General features: G+C 45.7%; 25 protein-coding genes. 8 read left to right on the top strand and 17 right to left on the bottom strand.

Features of this window, described 5'->3' with window-relative positions; all coding sequences use genetic code 11:
* Positions 1-206 precede the first annotated feature (206 nt).
* From OEV42_03045 to OEV42_03035, 3 genes are all read left to right on the top strand, one after another.
* On the top strand, positions 207-833 hold the full coding sequence (locus OEV42_03045; GenBank protein ID MDH3973234.1) for a response regulator: 627 nt from the start codon (positions 207-209) through the stop codon (positions 831-833).
* Positions 834-1,045: 212 nt separating this feature from the next.
* The gene (locus tag OEV42_03040; GenBank protein MDH3973233.1) at positions 1,046-1,441 is read left to right on the top strand and encodes a DUF2846 domain-containing protein; all 396 of its coding nucleotides are present in this window, start codon (positions 1,046-1,048) and stop codon (positions 1,439-1,441) included.
* A 92-nt stretch (positions 1,442-1,533) separates the two neighbouring features.
* Complete coding sequence (locus tag OEV42_03035; protein ID MDH3973232.1) at positions 1,534-2,391, top strand: NAD(+)/NADH kinase; 858 nt, start codon at positions 1,534-1,536, stop codon at positions 2,389-2,391.
* 19 nt (positions 2,392-2,410) lie between these two features.
* On the opposite strand, the gene OEV42_03030 is transcribed toward OEV42_03035, so the two are convergent.
* The 4 genes from OEV42_03030 to OEV42_03015 all read right to left on the bottom strand — a co-directional run bounded on the left by OEV42_03030 (position 2,411) and on the right by OEV42_03015 (position 5,410).
* Complete coding sequence (locus OEV42_03030) at positions 2,411-2,992, bottom strand: glycerol-3-phosphate acyltransferase (GenBank protein ID MDH3973231.1); 582 nt, start codon at positions 2,990-2,992, stop codon at positions 2,411-2,413.
* A gap of 3 nt (positions 2,993-2,995) precedes the next feature.
* Entirely contained in the window at positions 2,996-4,009 is a 1,014-nt protein-coding gene (locus OEV42_03025; protein MDH3973230.1) for a zinc dependent phospholipase C family protein, read from the bottom strand.
* Positions 4,010-4,015: 6 nt separating this feature from the next.
* Positions 4,016-4,927 carry a tetratricopeptide repeat protein gene (locus OEV42_03020; protein ID MDH3973229.1) on the bottom strand — a complete coding sequence of 304 codons (912 nt, stop codon included), beginning with the start codon at positions 4,925-4,927 and terminating at the stop codon, positions 4,016-4,018.
* 81 nt (positions 4,928-5,008) lie between these two features.
* Positions 5,009-5,410 (bottom strand): response regulator transcription factor, encoded by a 402-nt coding sequence (locus tag OEV42_03015; protein MDH3973228.1) that lies wholly within the window; start codon positions 5,408-5,410, stop codon positions 5,009-5,011.
* A 167-nt stretch (positions 5,411-5,577) separates the two neighbouring features.
* Between OEV42_03015 and OEV42_03010 the strand changes: the two genes are divergently transcribed.
* Positions 5,578-5,934 carry a helix-turn-helix domain-containing protein gene (locus tag OEV42_03010; protein MDH3973227.1) on the top strand — a complete coding sequence of 119 codons (357 nt, stop codon included), beginning with the start codon at positions 5,578-5,580 and terminating at the stop codon, positions 5,932-5,934.
* Here the strand turns inward: OEV42_03010 and OEV42_03005 are convergent.
* Positions 5,931-6,644 (bottom strand): phosphoribosylaminoimidazolesuccinocarboxamide synthase, encoded by a 714-nt coding sequence (locus OEV42_03005; GenBank protein MDH3973226.1) that lies wholly within the window; start codon positions 6,642-6,644, stop codon positions 5,931-5,933. The genes OEV42_03010 and OEV42_03005 overlap by 4 nt on opposite strands.
* A 212-nt stretch (positions 6,645-6,856) precedes the next feature.
* Between OEV42_03005 and OEV42_03000 the strand changes: the two genes are divergently transcribed.
* Positions 6,857-7,774, top strand: coding sequence for a hypothetical protein (locus tag OEV42_03000; GenBank protein MDH3973225.1), 918 nt, complete (start codon positions 6,857-6,859; stop codon positions 7,772-7,774).
* A 13-nt stretch (positions 7,775-7,787) separates the two neighbouring features.
* On the opposite strand, the gene OEV42_02995 is transcribed toward OEV42_03000, so the two are convergent.
* The 8 genes from OEV42_02995 to OEV42_02960 form a co-directional block, all read right to left on the bottom strand.
* The gene (locus tag OEV42_02995; protein ID MDH3973224.1) at positions 7,788-8,237 is read right to left on the bottom strand and encodes an ATPase; all 450 of its coding nucleotides are present in this window, start codon (positions 8,235-8,237) and stop codon (positions 7,788-7,790) included.
* Between the two features lie 14 nt (positions 8,238-8,251).
* Complete coding sequence (locus OEV42_02990) at positions 8,252-10,168, bottom strand: hypothetical protein (protein MDH3973223.1); 1,917 nt, start codon at positions 10,166-10,168, stop codon at positions 8,252-8,254.
* Positions 10,165-10,764 (bottom strand): V-type ATP synthase subunit D, encoded by a 600-nt coding sequence (locus OEV42_02985; GenBank protein ID MDH3973222.1) that lies wholly within the window; start codon positions 10,762-10,764, stop codon positions 10,165-10,167. The genes OEV42_02990 and OEV42_02985 overlap by 4 nt, the downstream gene beginning before the upstream one ends.
* 3 nt (positions 10,765-10,767) lie before the next feature.
* The gene (locus OEV42_02980) at positions 10,768-12,126 is read right to left on the bottom strand and encodes a V-type ATP synthase subunit B (GenBank protein MDH3973221.1); all 1,359 of its coding nucleotides are present in this window, start codon (positions 12,124-12,126) and stop codon (positions 10,768-10,770) included.
* A complete protein-coding gene (locus OEV42_02975; protein MDH3973220.1) occupies positions 12,126-13,883 on the bottom strand; it encodes a V-type ATP synthase subunit A in 1,758 nt (585 codons plus the stop codon). The genes OEV42_02980 and OEV42_02975 overlap by 1 nt, the downstream gene beginning before the upstream one ends.
* Positions 13,880-14,743, bottom strand: coding sequence for a DUF2764 domain-containing protein (locus OEV42_02970; protein MDH3973219.1), 864 nt, complete (start codon positions 14,741-14,743; stop codon positions 13,880-13,882). Before OEV42_02970 ends, OEV42_02975 begins: the two co-directional genes overlap by 4 nt.
* A complete protein-coding gene (locus OEV42_02965) occupies positions 14,736-15,362 on the bottom strand; it encodes a V-type ATP synthase subunit E family protein (GenBank protein MDH3973218.1) in 627 nt (208 codons plus the stop codon). Before OEV42_02965 ends, OEV42_02970 begins: the two co-directional genes overlap by 8 nt.
* 214 nt (positions 15,363-15,576) lie before the next feature.
* Complete coding sequence (locus tag OEV42_02960) at positions 15,577-15,993, bottom strand: rhodanese-like domain-containing protein (protein ID MDH3973217.1); 417 nt, start codon at positions 15,991-15,993, stop codon at positions 15,577-15,579.
* Positions 15,994-16,165: 172 nt separating this feature from the next.
* Here OEV42_02960 and OEV42_02955 point away from each other — a divergent pair, with 172 nt between their 5' ends.
* Positions 16,166-16,609: a hypothetical protein gene (locus tag OEV42_02955; protein MDH3973216.1), complete on the top strand. Its 444-nt coding sequence runs from the start codon at positions 16,166-16,168 to the stop codon at positions 16,607-16,609.
* Positions 16,610-16,658: 49 nt separating this feature from the next.
* On the opposite strand, the gene OEV42_02950 is transcribed toward OEV42_02955, so the two are convergent.
* The 3 genes from OEV42_02950 to OEV42_02940 all read right to left on the bottom strand — a co-directional run bounded on the left by OEV42_02950 (position 16,659) and on the right by OEV42_02940 (position 17,681).
* On the bottom strand, positions 16,659-16,943 hold the full coding sequence (locus OEV42_02950; protein ID MDH3973215.1) for a hypothetical protein: 285 nt from the start codon (positions 16,941-16,943) through the stop codon (positions 16,659-16,661).
* 67 nt (positions 16,944-17,010) lie between these two features.
* Positions 17,011-17,487 (bottom strand): YcgN family cysteine cluster protein, encoded by a 477-nt coding sequence (locus OEV42_02945; protein MDH3973214.1) that lies wholly within the window; start codon positions 17,485-17,487, stop codon positions 17,011-17,013.
* A 26-nt stretch (positions 17,488-17,513) separates the two neighbouring features.
* The gene (locus tag OEV42_02940) at positions 17,514-17,681 is read right to left on the bottom strand and encodes a hypothetical protein (protein ID MDH3973213.1); all 168 of its coding nucleotides are present in this window, start codon (positions 17,679-17,681) and stop codon (positions 17,514-17,516) included.
* Positions 17,682-18,134: 453 nt separating this feature from the next.
* Between OEV42_02940 and trmB the strand changes: the two genes are divergently transcribed.
* Entirely contained in the window at positions 18,135-18,839 is a 705-nt protein-coding gene (gene trmB, locus OEV42_02935) for a tRNA (guanosine(46)-N7)-methyltransferase TrmB (GenBank protein ID MDH3973212.1), read from the top strand.
* 136 nt (positions 18,840-18,975) lie between these two features.
* Positions 18,976-19,128, top strand: a complete 153-nt coding sequence (locus OEV42_02930; GenBank protein ID MDH3973211.1) for a hypothetical protein — start codon at positions 18,976-18,978, stop codon at positions 19,126-19,128.
* Positions 19,129-19,302: 174 nt separating this feature from the next.
* On the opposite strand, the gene OEV42_02925 is transcribed toward OEV42_02930, so the two are convergent.
* Complete coding sequence (locus OEV42_02925) at positions 19,303-20,043, bottom strand: response regulator (GenBank protein ID MDH3973210.1); 741 nt, start codon at positions 20,041-20,043, stop codon at positions 19,303-19,305.
* Positions 20,044-20,220 lie beyond the last annotated feature (177 nt).

The following is a 20,220-nucleotide window of genomic DNA, read 5'->3' as shown; positions in this document are numbered from 1 at the left end:
TCTTTCTTGAGTTAATAAGGTAATTAACGCTAAAAAAGAACCTTAAAGCAGTGCAATAGTTTTCTCCCCACAGCTGATAATGAAGCTCACCCTTCCATAATGAGAGTAGCATATTATTTCAGCCAATTCTAATTTTCCCCAAAAAAAACTCACTTGTTTTTATGCTATACTCTAAAAGGTAAACTTTAGCAAAGGTGAATAGAAATATGCGAATACTCATTGTAGATGATGATGAAGACACAAGGATTCTCCTTGCTTCCTTTCTGTCAAAAGAAGGGTACGAAAATGTTATATCAGCCAGTTCGGCAAATGAAGCTTTTCAGGCTCTGGACATTGAAAACCGGGACCCTGAAAAGAAAGCGGAAGCAGACCTCATTCTTATGGATATTATTATGCCGGGAACAGACGGCGTGGAAGGATGCCGGCAGATAAAGAAGAACAACCTGTATAAAGACGTTCCCATCGTAATGGTAACCTCCAGGAGAGAAGATGAATATCTTGTGAAGGCCTTTGCAGCAGGCGCTGTAGACTACATAACCAAGCCCTTTAACAAGGTCGAACTTATGGTAAGGGTAAGGTCGGTCATTAAATTAAAAGAAGAGATGGATAAGCGCAAAACCCGCGAAAGGGAACTTGAAAAGGCATTAAGTGATATCAAAGTGTTAAGTGGCCTTATACCCATCTGCTCACACTGCAAAAAAATGCGAAATGATGAAGGTTATTGGCAACATCTCGAGAAATTTATTGCAGAACGCTCCAATGCCAATTTTACGCACGGCATTTGCAATGAGTGTCTTAAGAAATTCTATCCTGATCTGGCCGATGAGGAGTAAAGCTCATCAATGCGGGCTCCCGGCCCGACTACAAAAGAAGACCTTACTATTTCACCCTGAACAGGCAGCCCCCGGAGGCAAGCCAACTTTTTACAAGGGGCGCCCATTTTCGTTTTAACAGACTAATTTTTCTGCTAAATTAGACTCATATGCGGCCTTTACTCCTAACATTTATAATCATTGTTTCACTCTTTGCTCCCCTCCCGGGTTGTATGACGACTCCCGAATCCGGTCTTCCCGTGAGAGATTTTTCCAGCCTTTTCCCCCCCTTAAAGGCCCCAATGGGGCGCATTTTCTTTTTCCGTCACTACATCCTGGCCGGGTCTCTCATTACCCCCCCTGTCAGCCTAAACGGCGCATACGCAGGTGACTCACTGCCGGGAGAATACTTTTATATCGATACCTATAAAGGAAAATATCATGTGGAAATTTCCGAAGGGTATACACTTGACCTGCAACTGTCTGCCGGTGAAGAAAGGTTTATACTCATGGACCTTGGCGGCACCGGCATTTTTTATGACATCATACCTAAAGTGGCAAATCCTGAAGTTGCCCGGCGCCAGATTATTCAGATTCATGAGATGAAAGAACGGGTGAAGGAAAAATAGGCAGCAAGCAACAAAGTATGCACCCGCCGGATTCAAAAAACATGGACACTTTTACCTCTTTATGTTAATTTTCCAGAACATTGAGGACATAGATGAAAAAAATAGCCATTATCATAAAAAGAAATAAGCCTGAAGGGCTCGGGCTGGCCAAAGAACTCATCCCCTGGCTAAAGGAGCGGGGCATTGAAGCCGTTTTTGACAAGGAAGTCATTGGACCTCTGGGAATAAAAAAAGGTTATTCCAAGACGGAAATTCACGAAATTGCCGATCTGATCATCGTCCTTGGTGGTGACGGAACGCTTCTTAGCATCGCCAGACTGGCCGGCAAGAGAAGCATCCCCATTCTGGGAGTCAACCTGGGCAGCCTCGGCTTTCTTACGGAGATGACCGTTGATGAGCTTTTTCCCATCCTCGAGAGAATTCTCGAAAGCAAGTACGACCTTGAAGAAAGAATGATGCTAAAAGCCTCCATCTATCGTCAGGGAGAAAAAATTACCGAATATTCCGCCTTGAACGACGTCGTTATCAGCAAGGGTTCTATGGCACGAATCATTGATCTCGATACGAGGATCGATGATAATTTTCTTACCCTTTACCGTGTCGACGGCCTTATTTTTTCCACGCCCACAGGATCGACAGGCTATTCGCTGGCAGCGGCAGGTCCCATTGTTCATCCTACGCTAAAAGCCATTATTATTGCCCCCATCTGCCCATTTACACTGAACAACCGCCCCATCATGATACCTGACCAGTCCAGAATAAGCGTAACGCTGAAAACGGAAAATGTCGATTATCTTCTTACCATGGACGGGCAGGTAGCCTTTGCCCTCAAGGAAGGTGACACCATAGAGATAGAAAAATCGGAAAACCTGACAAAGCTGATAAAATCACCTTACAGGGATTATTATGAAGTACTGAGAACCAAGCTCCAATGGAGCGGATCGAGGTAGTATTTCCCTATCCCCCCTCTTAACTTCCCCCTTTCCTCAAGACAGCGATAAGTTCCTTCATATTCTTTCTGTGCAAAAGAAGCATTAACAAAGACAGTGGCAGGGAGAATAAAATGGAGGCAGCCCCGGCGCCGGTAAAGTAAAGAATGGCAGGCATGGCTGCAATCATGCTTATTGCCGCAGCATAGACATTTTTTGTAAAAGCAAAGAAAAAACTCCCCAGCAGGAGTTCCAGAGCAAGGGTTAACGGTGATATCAAGAGGAGCGCCCCCAGGCTGGAGGCAAGCCCTTTTCCTCCCCTGAATTTCAAAAAAAGAGACCAGCCATGGCCGCAAACAAGACCCAGCCAGCCCACCATGGGTGATGAAGGGTGACCGGAAATATGGACGGCAGCAGTCACCCCGGCCACCCCTTTCAAAACATCGAGAGCAAGCACGGCAAAGGCCGGCCCTTTACCTATAACTCTTTTTACATTCCTCGCTCCAAGGGTACCGCTTCCCTCCAGTCGAAGATCGACACCCTTTAGCCTTCCTGCCAGCCAGGCAAAGGAAAGGGAACCGATGAGGTATGAAATCAAGAATACGGGCACAAGCTCAGCCATGCGCTACCCTTTTAGGTTCAAAAACCGCTTTAGAAACTTATCCATTTCTCCCGTATCAAGGCAATCTTCCAGCGCTTCATCTCCCTTATCCTCACCACAGGCAACAAAGAGATCAGCCGGTAAAAAAGGCCGGGAATATTTTCTTGCTTCCCCGTATGTTTTAATTGAGCCTGTCAGATTATGAAGAACTTCTTTTGCAAGGCCGGTAATGGATCCCTTCATCGCCTGCCCCGACCAGGGATCTTTAAAGTGACATTCTTCATTTAATATATTCAGGGAAAGAGAGGCCTTATCCCCGTAGAGAAGCGCTGCATGGTCCTCAAAACGATTTCCCGACAATCTATTGACGAGAAGGATAAATTGCCTGAAAAAGTTATTTCCGTAAAGCGAAAGAAGCCTTAGCTGGAATAAACGGGCTTTATCGAGCCTAAGGACCATCTCTTCTGTGCGCCTTTTTTCATCTTGAGCAGGGACGGACCTTACAAACAAAGAAAGGCATGATGGTGGCGGCTTCATCGCCTTCAGCCTCCCGGTAACAGAGGCAGGGCTAAATTCTCCCTGAGGAAAGTAGTGCGCCATTAACTTTAAATCGACAAGCCCTTCCAGAAAACGGTGTCTCGCCTGAGCCCTCTTTCTTTCTGCAAGGTCAGGGTGAAAGTAATTGCCCGTAAAGTAAACAATAAAGGGATGAAAAAGTGAATCAGCCCACTGGTGAGATATAAGGCCGCAACAAAAAGCAAAGTTCTCATCACTTCCACTGATTCCTTCTTCCAGCGCCCTCGTCAAAAAAACCTTATCCAGTCCTCCCCGGTTTGTGTGAACTCTATGGGACAAAAAAGAGATACTTTTGTTTTTCATAAAAAGAGGGAGATCATAAAAAGCCGTATCGGGAATAATGGAGCCTAAAAGGTAAAGATCATAATGGGTCCGCAGGATAGTCCCCTTTTCAGGGCATGTTTTTTCAATAATATTTAGCGCACGGTCTGAAAAAATGAGGTGACTTAATTCTTTAGGCATAAGTAATCAATAAATAAAAAGGCAACCAATTTTTTTTCCCTTAAGCGCTGCCAGCCCCTTCTCCGCCTCTTCCGACTCAGGATCGACAGCAAGAACCGCTTCGTAAGCCTTCATCGCTGACGGTTTATTACCAAGACGGTGATATGCAGAGGCAAGACCCATATGGCCCGGAATATAGTCGGCTTTGAGACGGACCGCCTCTCTGAAAGATTCCACCGCGTCCCCGTCCCTGTCGAGATTCATATATACAACACCAAGGCCATAATGAATATTGTAATAATCGGGAACAAGCCCGGCAGCCTTTCTGTATACTTCGAGTGAACTGTCAAAGCGCTTCTCATCAGCCTCCAGTGAGGCCATATTATAATAAGCAATCCCTTTGGCCAGATCGTCATTATCGGCGTTAACGGCATCCCTGAAAAAACCGAGGGCCCGCTCCCTGTCTTCCATAGCAAGCCAGCAGGCACCGAGATTGAGCAAAGCCCTTGCGTAGTCAGGAACCATATCGATGGCCCTCTCAAGTTCTTCTATCGCTTCCGCCACCATTCCTTTTGCATAGTAGACGGAAGCAATGGCCTTGTGAGCCGACGCTGAACGCGCATCGGTAAAGAGGGCTTTTTCTGCGGCGGCAGCGGCTTTTTCAAGCAGCCCCGGTGACGCTTCAGGATTTCTGAGATATTCCTGTATGTAAGCTTCCGCCAGGGCCGAATAGGCGGGAGAAAAGGAGGGGGAACCTTCTATTGCCTTTTCAAAAAAAATGATGGCTGCCTTGATATGGTCATCGCTAAAACGGTTATAAGCCTCTCTCCCGCGCTCATAAAATGTCTGAGGATCTTCCCCGGCGCCGGCACATAGGGGCAGAAACATGACCACCGTCATCACATATAAAATAAGGTCTGCCAAAACCCGTCTCTTCATGAAAATTATTATTTAATAAAATAATGAACATGTAAAGTCAGAAAATTCCCCAAATCCCGACTTAATGGAATCTCTAATAATTTATGAGGGGCAGATAATACGGGCCGCTTTATCAATAAGCTGTCTTAAGCTGAAGGGTTTCGACAAATAGTCGTCAGCAATAGACATTTTTGAAGTAGCCGTTTCCATGAGAAATTTATCGGAAGAGGACAGTAAAATAGGGATGTTTTTTGTTCCCTCTCCTGATTTTAACGAACGGCACGCATCGAGACCATTCATTTCCGGCATGTTTATATCCATAATAATCATGTCCGGTTTTTTTTCAACGGCCAGAGACAGCGCTTCCATGCCATTTTTTGCCTCTATGACGGTAGCGCCGCAACTATCCAGCGCTGTCGATAGCGCATCCCTTACTTCCGTCGAGTCATCGGCTATGAGAATTTTTTTTCCTGACAATTTTGCTTTTTTTACTAAACTACCCATTCTAATTTCCCCCCTAAGAACTCATCCTTACCCCGGCAAGTCTTTATTTTTTCTCATAATACACCCGCCACATGGTACTGGCAAGTCAATTTACACCCATTACGTTATAGACGATGATTCTTTCAACTGATAGTATGACTGGACAAATGTGACATAGGAGAGGACAAATGAGAGCATTTAAAACATCCCGGCATATTGGAGAGAAAATCAAAGAACGTAGAAGGGACCTGGGTATAACCCAGGAAAGGCTGGCCGAGAAGCTCGATGTAAGTTATCAGCAAATCCAGCGCTATGAAAAAGGGTCAAACACACTTAATACGGAAAAGCTGCAAATGCTGGCAAATTGCCTCCATGTTCCGGTAGGATTTTTTTTTGAAGAGCCCCCCTTCCTTGCCGGAGAGGAAAAACCTTTCTACCTCCCCGGCGAGGAAAGTCAGTTACTTGACCTTTTCAGAAAAATAGATGAAGAGGACAGAAAGACTATCCTCCACATAATGAAAATAGCTGCAAGAGGGAAAAGTTAAAGCGATTCTCCGCAAACCCTCCTGCAAACCTCGGCATAGGCCTCTTCAATTTTACCCATATCTCTTCTGAACCTGTCCTTATCCATCTTTTCATGGGTCTTTTTATCCCAAAGTCTGCACGTATCGGGGCATATCTCATCACCAAGCAGAATTTCACCTTTATGCCGGCCGAATTCCAGCTTAAAATCGACAAGGTCGATATTTCTTTCATCAAAAAACTTTTTAAGAAGGCCATTAATCTTTACTGCATATTCTCTTATTTTTGCCATCTCGTCATCCGTTGCCAGACCGAGGATCCTGATATGGTCCATATTGATCAGGGGGTCTCCCAGGGAATCATCCTTGTAATAGTATTCCACAACCGTTGCAGGAAGAACTTCACCTTCTTCCTTGCCCAGCCTTTTGGCCAGTGAACCGGCAGCAATATTTCTTGCAACCACTTCAACGAGAATAATGTCAAGCTTCTTGTTAAGCATCTCCCTGTCATTTAACCGTTCCACAAAATGCGTGGGAATACCCTTTTCAGCCAGGTATTTAAAAAGTACTTCCGAGATTTGATTGTTCATTATCCCTTTGCTTGCAATGGTTCCCTTCTTTTCAGCATTAAAAGCTGTGGCATCATCCTTGAAATATTGAATGATAAGGTCCGGATCATCGGTTGCGTGAATAATCTTGGCCTTACCTTCGTACAGCTTTTCTCTTTTTTCCATTCTAATCCCTTTCTTTTCTCCTCTTTTGCCAGGAGGTCTTCAAATTTAAAAAAGCATAATTTTATCGATCATTATCGGTCCATGTCAACTGAAATGAAGAACAGCTTCCACCTGCATGGAGTAATTGACAAGAAAAAAAATATCTGTATAGTTGAATTATTCAGGCCAAATGATTACTTTATAATCACTCACTTGATTCAAGGAGTAATACAATGAAAAAAATATATTCCCTCTTATGTTTATTAATAGTGTTATTTTTTCTTACGGGAACTTTGTATGGGGCTGAAGAGGAACAAGGCCACCTTCACGATGAAATGGCCCATAAAACAGAAGAGGGGGAAATTGCCGAACTTAACAAAGAAGACAAAGAACGTCTTTTAGAAGAACTGATGGAAAAATCCGGCATTAACAGACAACTCGAAGCAATCCCACTCTACATAAAAAGAGGCTTCAGGACCGGCTGGGCACAATCCGGTCAAGCCCGGGGAGAGGCTTTAAATAAAAGTATCCTCATTTTGGGAAGCGCCTTTTACCCCGGCAAATTACAGGTAAAGATTAGAAAGGCCTTTGACATTGCCCTTGGCGCCGATGAAATTTCAGACCTGCTTCAATGGTTTGATTCACCACTTGGCCGGGCAATTGTCTCAATTGAGACTGATGTATTCTCCGGAGCATCGGTGGAGAGAAAAAAGGCAATGATGAATCAACTCATGCAAAGCAGGCAGGGTACTGTAAAAATGGAACGCATGAAGAGACTCGAAAAAGCGACAAAAGCAACAGAAAGAGCGGTCAATATGGCGCTTAACATGGAAATAGCCATGTCTATGGCTATGTTGGGCGCTTTTAAACCTTCAAATGACGAGGCCTTAAATGCACTTGAAAAGGAGGCGCTTACGCAAAGGCCTGAACTTGAAAAATCAATGGAAGAAAAAATATTATCAGGCTTTCTTTATAACTACCGCTTATTAAAAAACAACGAGATAGAAAAATATATTGCTTTTTCCGAATCAAGTTATGGCCGGAAGTTTATTGAGACCTTTCACATGGCGATTACAGAATCACTTACCAATGCCGGACGTGAAGCAGGCAGGGCCATTGGAGAGTACTTAAAAAATAAAAACACCCGCTAGGAGTCTGTCGGACTCAGGAGCCCAAAAGCCCCATCATAAGTATGGCCGCAACAAGAGAGAGTATGGCATAGAACTCGGGAAATGCGGCCAGGATCATGGTGTTGCCGAAAACATCATGACCACTGCCGATAGCCGAAATGCCGTTGGCACAGACCTTTCCCTGCTGTATGGCTGACACGATGGAAGCAAGCCCCACGGCAATACCGGCGCCGAAAACGACGGCCCCCTGAAAAAGAGTGATTCCCGAGTTAACACTCCCGTTATACATAATGAAGGCAACAAATCCATAGAGCCCCTGTGTTGCAGGCAGGCCCGACAATACAAGCCCCCGGCCAAAAGCGTCAGGTTTCTTCTTCATCATGCCGAGCACGGCGGAACCTCCGGCCGCAAGTCCTATGGCCGAACCTGCCCCGGGAAGACCTATCATCAATCCCATTCCTGTTAATGCAAGAAAATATCCCATTTTTAACCTCCTCTTTAACTTGACCGCTCAGAATGATTATGCAATGAAAGGGGCTTAAATGCCTTTCCACCGCCTTCAAAGTTAAGGTTTTTATAAAACTCGACAAAGGTTAAACGAAGCGAGTGAACAAAGGCGCCCAGTGTGGCAAGGCCGAGGTTAAGCGTATGCCCCAGAAGCAGTATAAGCAGGGTACCCACCATGCCGAAAGAGGTATAGTGGATAACACCGCTTCCATCAGTAACGATCATAAAAGCGATCCTGTTGAAGGCATTTCCCAGAAGGGCCCCGGCAAGGCCCAGTGCAAAGAGTCTCAGGTAAGAGAGGATATCCCCCATAAGCCCCGTAGCAAAGCCATATAATTCCCACAAACCCAGAAGCGGCCTTATATGTATTTTCTTCGCCGGATTATTAAATAGAAAAAGAAGAAGAAGGCCGCTAAAAACAAGCGCCTTTCCCGTTGCTGCGGGGATACCGGTCAGGATTGCGCCAACAGGAATGGGCCCTGCTTCTGCCGCTGCCAAACCCATTACATCGGCCTGCGCTGCCCAGACAAGCCCTCCCGTGATCATCAAGAGGTATGACAAAGGCTGAAGCGCATAAAGCGGGCCGCTCAAGCGGGCCCTTTTTACACCGTTCAGGACGATCCCCAGAATAACCTGAATGAAGCCGAGCATGAGCGCAAAGGTCATACCGGGGAATACCATCTCACTTTCCGACAGGTAGGGGCCCAAGGGGGCAAAAACGGCTCCCTCGCTAAAGAGGGCCCTTTCAACACCGGGCCTGTAGAATATGGCCTCACCAAATAATGTGTTAAGCATCATCCCCCCTGCTACGGTCATGAGGCCCAGTATGAGCGCCATGGTAAAAAGAGGCCGCAAATTAAAAGGCCCTTTAAAGGCAAGAAAGCCGGAAATGACGGCGATTATGAGACCATAACCGACATCGGCAAGACAAAGGCCGAAAAAGAGCGCAAAAAATGGCGCAAAGAAAGGGGTTGGATCGAGTTCGAAATAGGAAGGGAGAGAAAAGATTTTCGTTACCGGCTCGAAAAGCTGTGTAAACCGGTTGTTTTCAAGGAGGACAGGCGCCTCATCACCGGGAACCGGGCTTTCTATCAGGTAACAGGCATTGAAATCATCGAGAAAAGAGCGGATTTTATTTTCGTGGTCATGCCTGAACCATCCCGACATGGCCGCAAGCGACCCTTCCGCTTCTCCCGCCATATGAAGTTCGGCCTCCCTGAAACGGATCCGGTCTTTAAGCCTGGTTTCACAGTCCTTGAGCAGCGGCCTGTAAGGAGTGAGCCGTTCCAGCGATAAGTGGAGTTTTTTTCTTTCTTCCCTTAAATCATTGAGTTCTTTTAAGATCTCTGCAAGAGATTGCATGGGAGGGTGAACTTCCGTCCCCTTTAGATGCGCTTTCTCTCCCCTTTCGATAACAAGAAGAAAGCGCTTTTTCCTGCTGCTGCTTATCACTTCACAAAGCGTATCCTCAAAATCCATGCCCTGAAAATCCTCCCTGGAAACGACCATAAACCTTACATTGATACCGGCTTTTTGAATGGTTTCTATTGTATGGGGATCAAAATTCCCCCAGGGAGAGAGTTCTTCAGCTATTTTTTCAAGTCCTTTAATGTCGCCTTCTCTTTTGCATAAGCAGCTGTATAGTTCATCAAAGGCGTCAAGTATGCACAGAGGTTCCATGGTTAGTTCTTTTACAAAAGGCCCCTCCTTTTTGGCTGCCATCTCATGGAGTACACGGAGGCTCCTTTCGTATCTTTCATGGAGTTCAATGGCCTTTTCAAGCGCCACTGATGTAACGTCAGGCAGTGGATTCACATGAAGAACACCGATTTTTTGCAGGGCCTTTAGAAAAGGCTCCTTGTCCCTGTGATAGAGCAGAAGAGATAGTTTTTTCATCCTTACGATCATGAGGCAGCTCCTGCCATGGCCTTTCTCTCTTTCAGTATCTTTTGCGACGACCTGGCCAGGTTATCTTCATCTTCCAGAAAACGCTTGATCTTCCTTATGGCCTCCCTATAGGCCGGAACCTGCACCTTTTCATAGAGATTGACTTTTTGCGTCGTCTTTTTCCTGGCATAGTCAAGAACTTCCAGCTCTTTCGTGAGCACTTTCAGTCTGACCTTCATACGGGCAATATTTCTCAATATGTCCACCCCCCGCATAAACCAGAAGGGACGACCGAAAAGGCTGAAACGCTTTACGTCAAAATCGATTCCTTCAAGCTCGTCTATCTTTACCCCTGCTATGTTTTTCGATTTAAGCCTTACTTCCCTGATACAGAGAACCCGGGGAAATTCAGCCCAGAGTTTTTCCATAGGCGCTACTTCTTCAAGCGCTTGAGCAATATCGCTTTCGATCTTTAAAACAGCCTCTTTTGCCCGCTTTACCTCATTCCTGAGAGCCGCCTCCTTGGCATGAAGTGTGGGAAGGGCGTCGATCCTTACCTTCAACTCTTTTGCAAGCTGCTGCTGTGATGTCTTGTTGAAATGGTACTTGAGTTCCATTTTTTACGGGGCCTCTTCTTCCTGTTTAGCCGCCTTTTCCCGGCCTTCTCTCCAGTATCTCTCCATCAGGTCCTGCCTTATGCCCGCTTCTTCCCTCGAAAAGTAGCGCCCCAGCAGTTCCCAGGCTGTATCAAGCATGGCCTCCATAGAGAGATCGACGTCGATAGCGAGGAGTTTTAATGAATAGTCTCCGGCGAAATCAAGGGTCCTTTCATCGTACCCGGTCAGGTCGAAGCCATTCTCCTTTTTCGTTTTTGCATTGGCTGCATCGGCAAAAAGCCGGATACAGGCATTCATAACCTGGGGATGGTCCTCTCTCGTCACCTTGCCTATAACCAGCTGTTTGAGGCGGGAAAGGCTCCTGAAAGGATCGATGACAACCCTGCTAATGTCCGTATCACGCCTTAAATAGAGCTGTCCTTCCGTAATGTAGCCCGTGTTATCGGGAATGGCGTGAGTAATGTCACCGCCGCTTAAGGTGGTAACGGCAATAATTGTTATAGAGCCGCCTTCCGGAAGCTGTGCCGCTTTTTCATAAATCCTGGCAAGGTCGCTATAGAGGGAGCCCGGCATGGAGTCTTTCGAGGGAATCTGGTCCATGCGGTTGGAAACAATGCTCAGCGCATCGGCATAAAGGGTCATATCGGTGAGAAGCACGAGGACCGTTGCATTTTTTTCCGTTGCAAAATGCTCGGCGGCAGTAAGGCACATGTCGGGAACGAGAAGCCTCTCGACAGGCGGATCTTCCGTCGTATTGACGAAGCTGATGATTTTTTCCAGGGCACCTGCACTTTCAAAGACATTTTTATAATAGAGATAGTCATCATTGGAAAGTCCCATGCCTCCCAGTATAATAATGTCCGCACTGGCCCGTAAGGCCACATGGGCCATGACCATATTAAAAGGCTGGTCGGGATCGGCAAAAAAGGGGATCTTCTGGCCTGTGACAAGGGTATTGTTAAGGTCGATACCGGCAATGCCCGTTTCAATGATGCGCGACGGTTGCCTGCGCCTGACAGGATTAACGGACGGCCCGCCTGTTTCCACCTCTATCCCTTCCACATGAGAACCTCCATCGATCGGTTTGCCGTAAGGGTTGAAGTAACGCCCTCTCAATTCATCACTCACCTTGAGGGTGGGAGGCTTGCCCAAAAAAATAACCTCTGCATCACTTGCTATCCCTTCTGTGCCGGGGAAGACTTGCAAGGTCACCCGGTTGCCCATGATTTTTACCACCTGTGCGGGACGGTCGTCTACATAGGCCATCTCTTCATTTCCCACCCCTTCGGCAACAACGGTGCATGTTGCCCGCGTAATATTTTCGATGCTCGTGTAGATCCTCTGGAAGGCCTTCGTATGCATTAGACGCGCCTCCTTTCCTTGAGGAGTTCCGCAAGCGAGGCCCTTTCCTTTTCAAAAGCATCACTTTCATATTCAAGATAATTCATCTGCCTGAGCCTGTTGATAATGCGCTTGAAATAAGGGGCCACTTCGTCAAAATGCTCAAAATGAAAATCGCTTTTGCATAGGTCCGTCACCAGATCAACCATATACTTCTGCCTTTCCAGCGGCGTCGATGCGTCAATACGGTCAAAACTGTCCTGCTGGAGGATGGAAAAGTCGATAGTCTCCGCCTTCCAGAAGGTTTCATGATAGCCGACGGGAACACCGTCATCACCGAGAATCTTGATCTGGTTACTCACCTCCATCCCTTTTTGAAGCATATCTTTTAAATAGCTTACCCTGTCACACCAGCCTCTTTCCATGAGCGAATTGAGACAATCCCTCACTTCCGGGTACTCCAGGTATTTTGAATAACTCTCGACAGGGTCTATGGCGGGATAGCGCTTTGAATCAGCGCGATTCTGGGAAAGGGCATAAAAAGTCCGCGCTGCTTTTTTAGTCGATTCCGTGACGGGCTCCTTAAGGTTTCCCCCTGCGGGACTTACCGTTCCGATAAAGGTGACGGACCCACTTTCGCCGTTTGGAAGGTAGACAAAGCCCGCCCTTGAATAAAAGTTGGCCACCGTTGCGGGCAGGTCCATGGGAAAAGCATCGGGACCGGGGAGTTCTTCCATACGGTTTGAAATTTCCCGCATGGCCTGGGCCCACCTCGATGTGGAATCGGCCAGAATAAGGACTTTAAGCCCCATGGCACGGTAGTACTCGGCAATGGTCATGCCTGTATAAACGGAAGCCTCCCTTGCGGCGACAGGCATATTTGATGTATTGCAGATGATGATGGTCCTCTCCATCAGCTTTCTTCCCGTCCTCGGATCATCCAGTTCGGGAAAATCCTGGAAGATTTCCACTACCTCATTGGCCCTTTCTCCGCAAGCAACGACAATAATCAGGTCGGCATCGGCATTTTTGGCCAGCGCATGCTGAAGGACCGTTTTGCCGCACCCGAAAGGCCCCGGGATAAAGCCCGTTCCTCCTTCAGCCATGGGATTCATCACATCGATAACGCGAATACCCGTCTCCATGACTCTGAAGGGCCGCGGTTTATGGCGATAATTCTTGACGGCCCTTTTGACGGGCCATTTCATAATCATGGAAATGGCCCTTTCATTGTCCTCTTCATCGACAATGGTGGCAATGGTTTCTCCCGTCCTGTATTCTCCTTCAGCCACGATATGCCTGATCGTAGCTGTCCCCTTGCAGTCAAAGGGGACCATGATCCTGTGTCTTATCCAGCCCTCTTTGACCTCACCGAGCCAGTCCGAAGCATGAACGGCATCCCCTGTCTGCATGAGGGGAGTAAAGCGCCACTGTCTGTCATGATCGAAGGCTTCTGTATATTCACCCCTTTTCAGGAAGAGGCTTTCCATTTTATAAAGATCATTCTGGAGACCGTCATAAACCTTTGACAGCATGCCCGGGCCAAGGCTCACTTCAAGCAGGCGCCCTGTAAACTCTGCCTCATCACCAACTTTCAGGTTTCTCGTGCTTTCAAAGACCTGGGCATAAGCGATCCCCCTTTCCATTTTGATTACTTCCGCCATGAGCTTTTGCCCTTTAAGTTCAATATAGCAGATCTCGTTTTGCGCCACCGGCCCGTCAGCGGCAATAGTAACGAGATTGGAAACGATGCCTGTCACCTTTCCCTTTGTTTTCAAGGGATCACCTCCTCCATGGAAACCCCTTGACAGGAACTTTCAAAGGAATGCAGCAACCCTTCGAACCGTTCCTTTCCGGCTTGGGGAGTAAGCCTTTTCCAGCGGTCCATAATCTTCAGCTTCAAGCCATAAGCAAGAATAAAATCAATATCGAAATAATTATGTACCACTGCTTCCGTAAGCCAGTCCCACCTTATGCGGTCCATGCTTTTTTCAAAATTTTCCAGGTCACTCCTGTCAAGAGAGAGAACCCTTGAGGCCAGAGGGAAGATGGGAGGGAGAGAAAAGTCGGGATCTGAACTATTCACGATGGCTTCAGCCGCCTCGTTTCTCGTAATAACGGCCTGGGTGCAGATATTTTCAATCCTTTCAGTCACCCTGCGCTCGATGGGAATATTAAATTCGCTGCAACTCATAACGGCAAGGAGATTATTAAAGGTCACATCAAAGGCAAACCACTTGCGTAAAAACCGGCTCTCCACCGCTTCCATGGCTTCGTAAAAGAGCCAGTTAAGCTGGTCTTCCCAGGTAATATTGTGAAATACGGGAATATCACTCTGCCAGGCCTCTATCACCTGCTGCATACAGGGGGGGAAAATATGGGGATCATGAAGCCCCTCCTGAAGCGCCTCTTTTTCATACAATCCTCCCTCTGTAAAAAGATGGTCCCCTCTTTCCATTAGCGCTGCAAGGTTGCCAATATCGATGGTCAGTTGAATTTTTTGGAAAAGCAGGACATCGGAAGGGAGGAGATGATCTTTGGCAAGCTTCGCAAAGTCCGGAAAGGAGGGGCACTCCCGGGGCGCATCGAAGTCGGCTTCAGGAAGCCCTGCTACGAGAAAATAGTAGTTTTCAGCCATTCTGCCTCTCCCCGAAAAGGAGTTCTCTGGCTCTTGGCTTAAGATACTCTTTGAAAAATTCCAGAAAATCTTCGTCCGTCAGGTTTATGCGGTACCCCCCTTTCTTTGATTCTATCTGGAAGCCTCCCTTTATTTTCTTGTGGAAGTTAATGGTAATACCCTTTTTAAGTCCCTTGCCTATTTCCGATTTAAACCATTTTTCAAGTTCTTCTCTTCTCTTTTCGGGGAGAAGGACTTCGAGGCTGGGTGACTCTGTTTTTTCAGGGTGCCAGTTTTTAATAACTTCTCTCACAAAATCTTCTATATTTTCAAGATTATTCATGGAGGTCCGCAGGTTTTTATCGAGGGCCTCTGCCACGATAATATCTTCTATCTCCTTTTTAAAAGTGCGCATGGCCTGCCGTCCTGCAAGCCGTACTTCAGCTTCTACCCTTTCTTTAAATTCGGCTGCGCTTTTTTTAGCCGATGAGATGATTGCTTCCGCCGTATTTTTTGCGTCACTGACTATATTTTGGCCCTTCTCTTCTGCTTGAGCAACGAGTTCATCCGCTTTTTTCCGGCCTTTTTCAATACCTTCTTCGTATATTTTTTCCGTCAGATCCTGCAGCCTGTTTTCCATCCTGGTCCCCTTCCCGAAAAGCGCCTTATTAGAGAAATATAGTGCGTCAAAAAAATTATCCTGAAAATCATGGACCGACAGTCCTTTACACATAATAAAATGTATCAAAAAATAAAGGCCTTGTTAAGATAAACCTCTCCTGAAAACAAAAAAGGCCGCACCTTGTGCGGCGCGGCCTTTTTCCCCTCCCTGACAGATTGATTGAGCAAGCCCTTTATCGTTGGTAAGGATTTTTTTCTCCCAGCCAGCCGGTAAAGCCCCCTTTCATATTGATAATATTCTTAAAGCCCATACTTTTCATCTTTTTCTGAGCCCTCTTGCTTCGTTTGCCCGAATGGCAGTAGACGAGGTAGGTCTTGTTCCTGTCCAGCAAGCCTATCTCTTCCCCGAAGTTTGCCGACTTAATGTCAATATTGATGGAATTAAAGAGATGCCCCTTATCATATTCCCCTTTTGTTCTTACATCGAGAATAACAAAGCGGGCGTTATTTTTTTCTTTTGCAACCATTTCGGCCGCTTCCTTAACATCTGCATCCCGAAATCCCTCACCTGCAAGCAGGGGGGATGAGATCACTGACAGACAGGCAAGAACCATAAAAACAAGATAATGCTTTCCCTTTTTTCTCAACATAATACTTTCTCCTGTAAATTAATATTTATAAAATGATATCCAAATAAATTTAAAAAGGCAACGGGCCGTCAAATGGTGTAATTTTTTTTCATCAAGATGATTTTATCGTCATTTAATGTTATAATAGACATTTCAGGGGTGAAAATTGATATTATTTAGGGGAGAAAATGGCATGGCAGCACATATTCAAAAGAGATATGATCTGGCTCTCGAAAGGATCAGGGACAATGACTACGAAGGCGCAATAGGTTTTTTAGAGGATAATATAAAATATGGAGGACCCACACCGGCATCACTGTCCCTTCTGGGCGCCCTGATAGCCAAATCGGGCGGGAATCTAAAAAAAGCGGAAAAGCTTTGCAAAGAAGCCCTCAAACTTGATTCAGGCAACGCCGAATGTTATTTGAATCTTGCCGAGGTTTATATAAAGCGAAAATGGCATAGCAAGCTGATAAAAACCCTGAGAGCCGGTATCGAAACAGATCCTGAAAACGAGGAAATAGTAAAACTGCTCAACCAGTTTTCTACCCGTAAAAAACCACCCATTCCTTTTCTGAGCAGATCAAATGCCCTTAATAAATACTTAGGAAAGCTTATGGCGAATTACCGCCTATGAATGCTTTTTATGGTTGACTGCAATAGAAATTTAAAAAAAATGAAGCCTGCTATGCTTTTATCCAGCCTTGCAATGCCTCGATGATTTTATTTGCCTGGTCAATGCTTGAAATATTGAATTTGGACTGCTGCTGGTAATTGCCGTGCAGCTTCCTGTAGCGGCGTATGGTGAATTTCTCCGGGCCGTAGGTCTCTTTCTGCCTGTCCCAGTCCTGGAATTTGAAAATGATCGTTGTCCATGCGCCCCTGGAAAGAATGACTTTGTCCAGTTCTTTGGTAACAATGATCCCCTCTTCTTCATATTCGATTGTAATATCCTGTACATCAGATGCCATGATAAGCCTGCTCCTTTATCTTTAGTGGCCAATATATAACACAGATGCCTGAGATATTAACAGGTTTTTATCTGCTTTTCTCATTTGCCGGCTCAACAGTCACCCAGTCGACAACATATTCAGAAAGAATTTCCGCATCAATCCCCTTTTCACAAATCAACTTTTCCCTGTATCCTATTCCCGCCTCATTTAAGGATTGCCTTGTTCCTGAAATGAGGGGATGCCACCAGGGAAGGTCTTTTCCTTCCTTCACGAGCCGATAGGCACAGGTTGAGGGGAGCCAGGGGACCTCTTCAATATTTTCAGCCGTCAGTCTTAAGCAGTCATTTTTTAAAATACTTCTTCCCTCATAGTCAAAACAGCGCCTCTTTTCATGATCCAAAAGAGAACAGGCCACATTGGTATAGAGATACTCGCCACTTTCATCATCTTCAATCTTGTTTAAACAGCAAAGGCCGCAGCCATCGCAAAGGGCCTCCCACTCTTCATGCGTTAATTGGGAGAGGCTTTTATTTTTCCAGAAATTTTCTTTTAGTAGAGACATTTTTCATTAAGAGGATATTTTTTCTTTTACTTTTTTTCAGAAGACCAGTTACAACTCGGGGAATCGATTCCAGCACCCGATTCCGGCTCCATTCTTTCACTTTCGGCAAGAGGGGCCGCCACTTTATCAAGCGCCGTAAAAATCTCTTCATTTTCAGGAAACCTTCCCCCGTGCTCCCTGTTATTGTAAGCCATTTTCCCGTTTATCTTGACCGTAAAAATGCCGCCGCCACCCTTTATCAGTTCCGATTTGATAGCATACCTTCCTTCAATTGCAGCCGCCAGACCGGAGGCTTGGGGAAGAAAGTTTCACTCAACACAATATTCGACTTCAATCTTTAGGTCACTCATTGCAGCCTCCATATTAGAAAAGGGATAAAATAGTTTAAAATAAATCTAAATAAAAAACAGGCTATTGTCAAAGGTTAAAGAGATTCAGTTATGGATTAGAAATATTTTGGGTTGTCGGTAAAATCCACCCCTCGCCTTAATCCTCTCCCCATGAGGGGAGAGGAGATTATTGCATATCCCTCTCCCTGGGCAAGGACCAGGGTGAGGGGTGGATTTTATTTGCACCTTGACAGTCTCCCACAGTCCCCTTAATATTACGCCTCTGTAAGCAGAAAAATGACAATGGAGCAAAATTAAATGGTGCACAATAAAGGCAGAAACAGCGATTTTAAAAGCAGTCACAAGGCCTTTGGCCGCAAGGCGGTCAAGCTCTCCGCCAGTCAGAAAGACCTGCTGGAAAAAGCTCTGCCAAAAGTGGAAATTCCCTTCAAAGCCGGCATTATTGATCTTTCCTCTTATTTTGAGGGAAGCGGTCCCCTCCATCTTGAAATAGGTTTTGGAAATGGCGAATATACGGCTGCACTGGCCGACGCGCTGCCTGATGCTCACATTGTGGGCTGTGAGATTTTTTTAAACGGCATTGCCGCCTTATTAAAGCATAGGGAAGAAAAGAACCTGCAAAACATCTGGATTATTCACGGCAGCGCCCTCATGGCCATGGAAGAGATCTTTGCCGATGAACTCTTTGACTATATCCACATCAACCATCCCGACCCCTGGCCCAAGAAACGGCACACAAAAAGACGCATCATCCAGTCCCATACGGTGGAACTGCTTCTGAGAAAGCTCAAAAAAGGGGGAGAAGTATGGCTTTCTACCGACGCGGAAGCCTATTATGAATGGATGAAAGAAGCCTTTCAAAGCTGTGACGCATTTGAAAAAATCCCTGTGGAAGGCCGTTTTCTCGATGAAGTCAGGCAGGATAAAATAAAAACGCGGTATGAGAAAAAAGGGGCCATTCACGGACGGGGGACGCAGCATTTGATGTACAGAAAGAAATAGCTATTTGACACTAATTTATCATGATGGCTTTCCCTCACTGCAAGCCCCTAAGCCAGACAAGCTCTTTGGTCCTTCGTCTTTATTATCGCTATTTCTTTTGTTTTCAATTTGACCTTTATCCGCCAATCCATGTAATTTGAAAGTTGAACTTGCAAATTACATGGATTTTTTTCGTGATAGTAGTGGCCATGAGGTTGATATGGTCGTAAATATGGGGCCTGATCTTTTCCCTGTTGATGGAATTCATAGAAAAAGCCGGATCACAGTAAAATTAAGCCGGAAGAGATAAAGCTGACTTTATTATTTTGTTCTTCATCCTGTCAATCCCGTTAATCCCGCCTGCCCCGTTAAATCTCTTAACGAGGTCTAAAACAATCTTTTATTTTTTTTTTGACAGGATTTCATAACAGGCAGGGTGGAATAAGGCGAGAAGCGGCGTTTCCAGCACTTGCGCCAGATTTGATTATGTCTCTTTCTTTGCTGTTAAAAGTTCTTTTCGCTTCTGCATCTTTTCATCCTCTTTCTTACATTTTTCTTCATACTGCTCACCATCCAGTAAAACGGCAGGCACCAGGCAATTTGATTTAAAAAGATAACATTCAGCCGGTGAATCCTTATCACGATCAATAAAGGTCGTTAATTCAGCTTCTTCCTGAATAAAGTCATAGGCAATACTGTTAGGTATATTTTTATGTACTGTTACCGTAACATCATGAGCGCCTGCGCCTCTCAAGCGCATCTTGCACAAACCTTGTTTCGCAAGCCCTCTTAATTCTTCTGCTTGTTTCGGATCCATTGGCATCTCCTTTTTTATACGAAATTCGAAATTATCAAAAAATAAATCAAAAGCCTTAACCGTCAATTCCCGTATTTTACCCAAAAGCCTGTCAGCTTCAAAGGGTTTCGGTAAATAATCATCCATCCCGGCGGCAGCGAACTTCTCTTCAATATAGGCATTGCCGGATAAAGCCATAATGGGAAAATACCTGACCTCCCTGCGAATCGTCTGCGCCGCTTCACAGCCATCCATTATAGGCATATCTATATCCATAAGGCAAAGGTCATATGCACCTTCATTCGCCACGGCCTGTTCGACCGCCTCCCGCCCGTTACTCGCCGTATCAAAATCAAAGCCCCAGCATTTCAATAACATACCAACCGACTTTTGAAGTCTCACGTTGTCTTCTGCTATCAGGATTTTCATGGTTGTTCCCCCTTTATTGTTAAAGTAGCCTGCCCCCTTCGAATTAATCGAATTAATAGGGACACATCCGAATGGCACTAAGTTAAGCCCCTTCAGCACGATATTTAGCCCTATGTGGAATATCTACCATTTCATGTCTTGGTGAGGTCAATAATGCAAAGTTTTTTCGTCTCCTTT

Source organism: Deltaproteobacteria bacterium (assembly GCA_029860075.1).
Taxonomy (GTDB): domain Bacteria; phylum Desulfobacterota; class JADFVX01; order JADFVX01; family JADFVX01; genus JAOUBX01.
The sequence above is the reverse complement of the archived record's forward strand: the minus strand, read 5'-3'. Positions and strand labels throughout refer to the sequence as shown.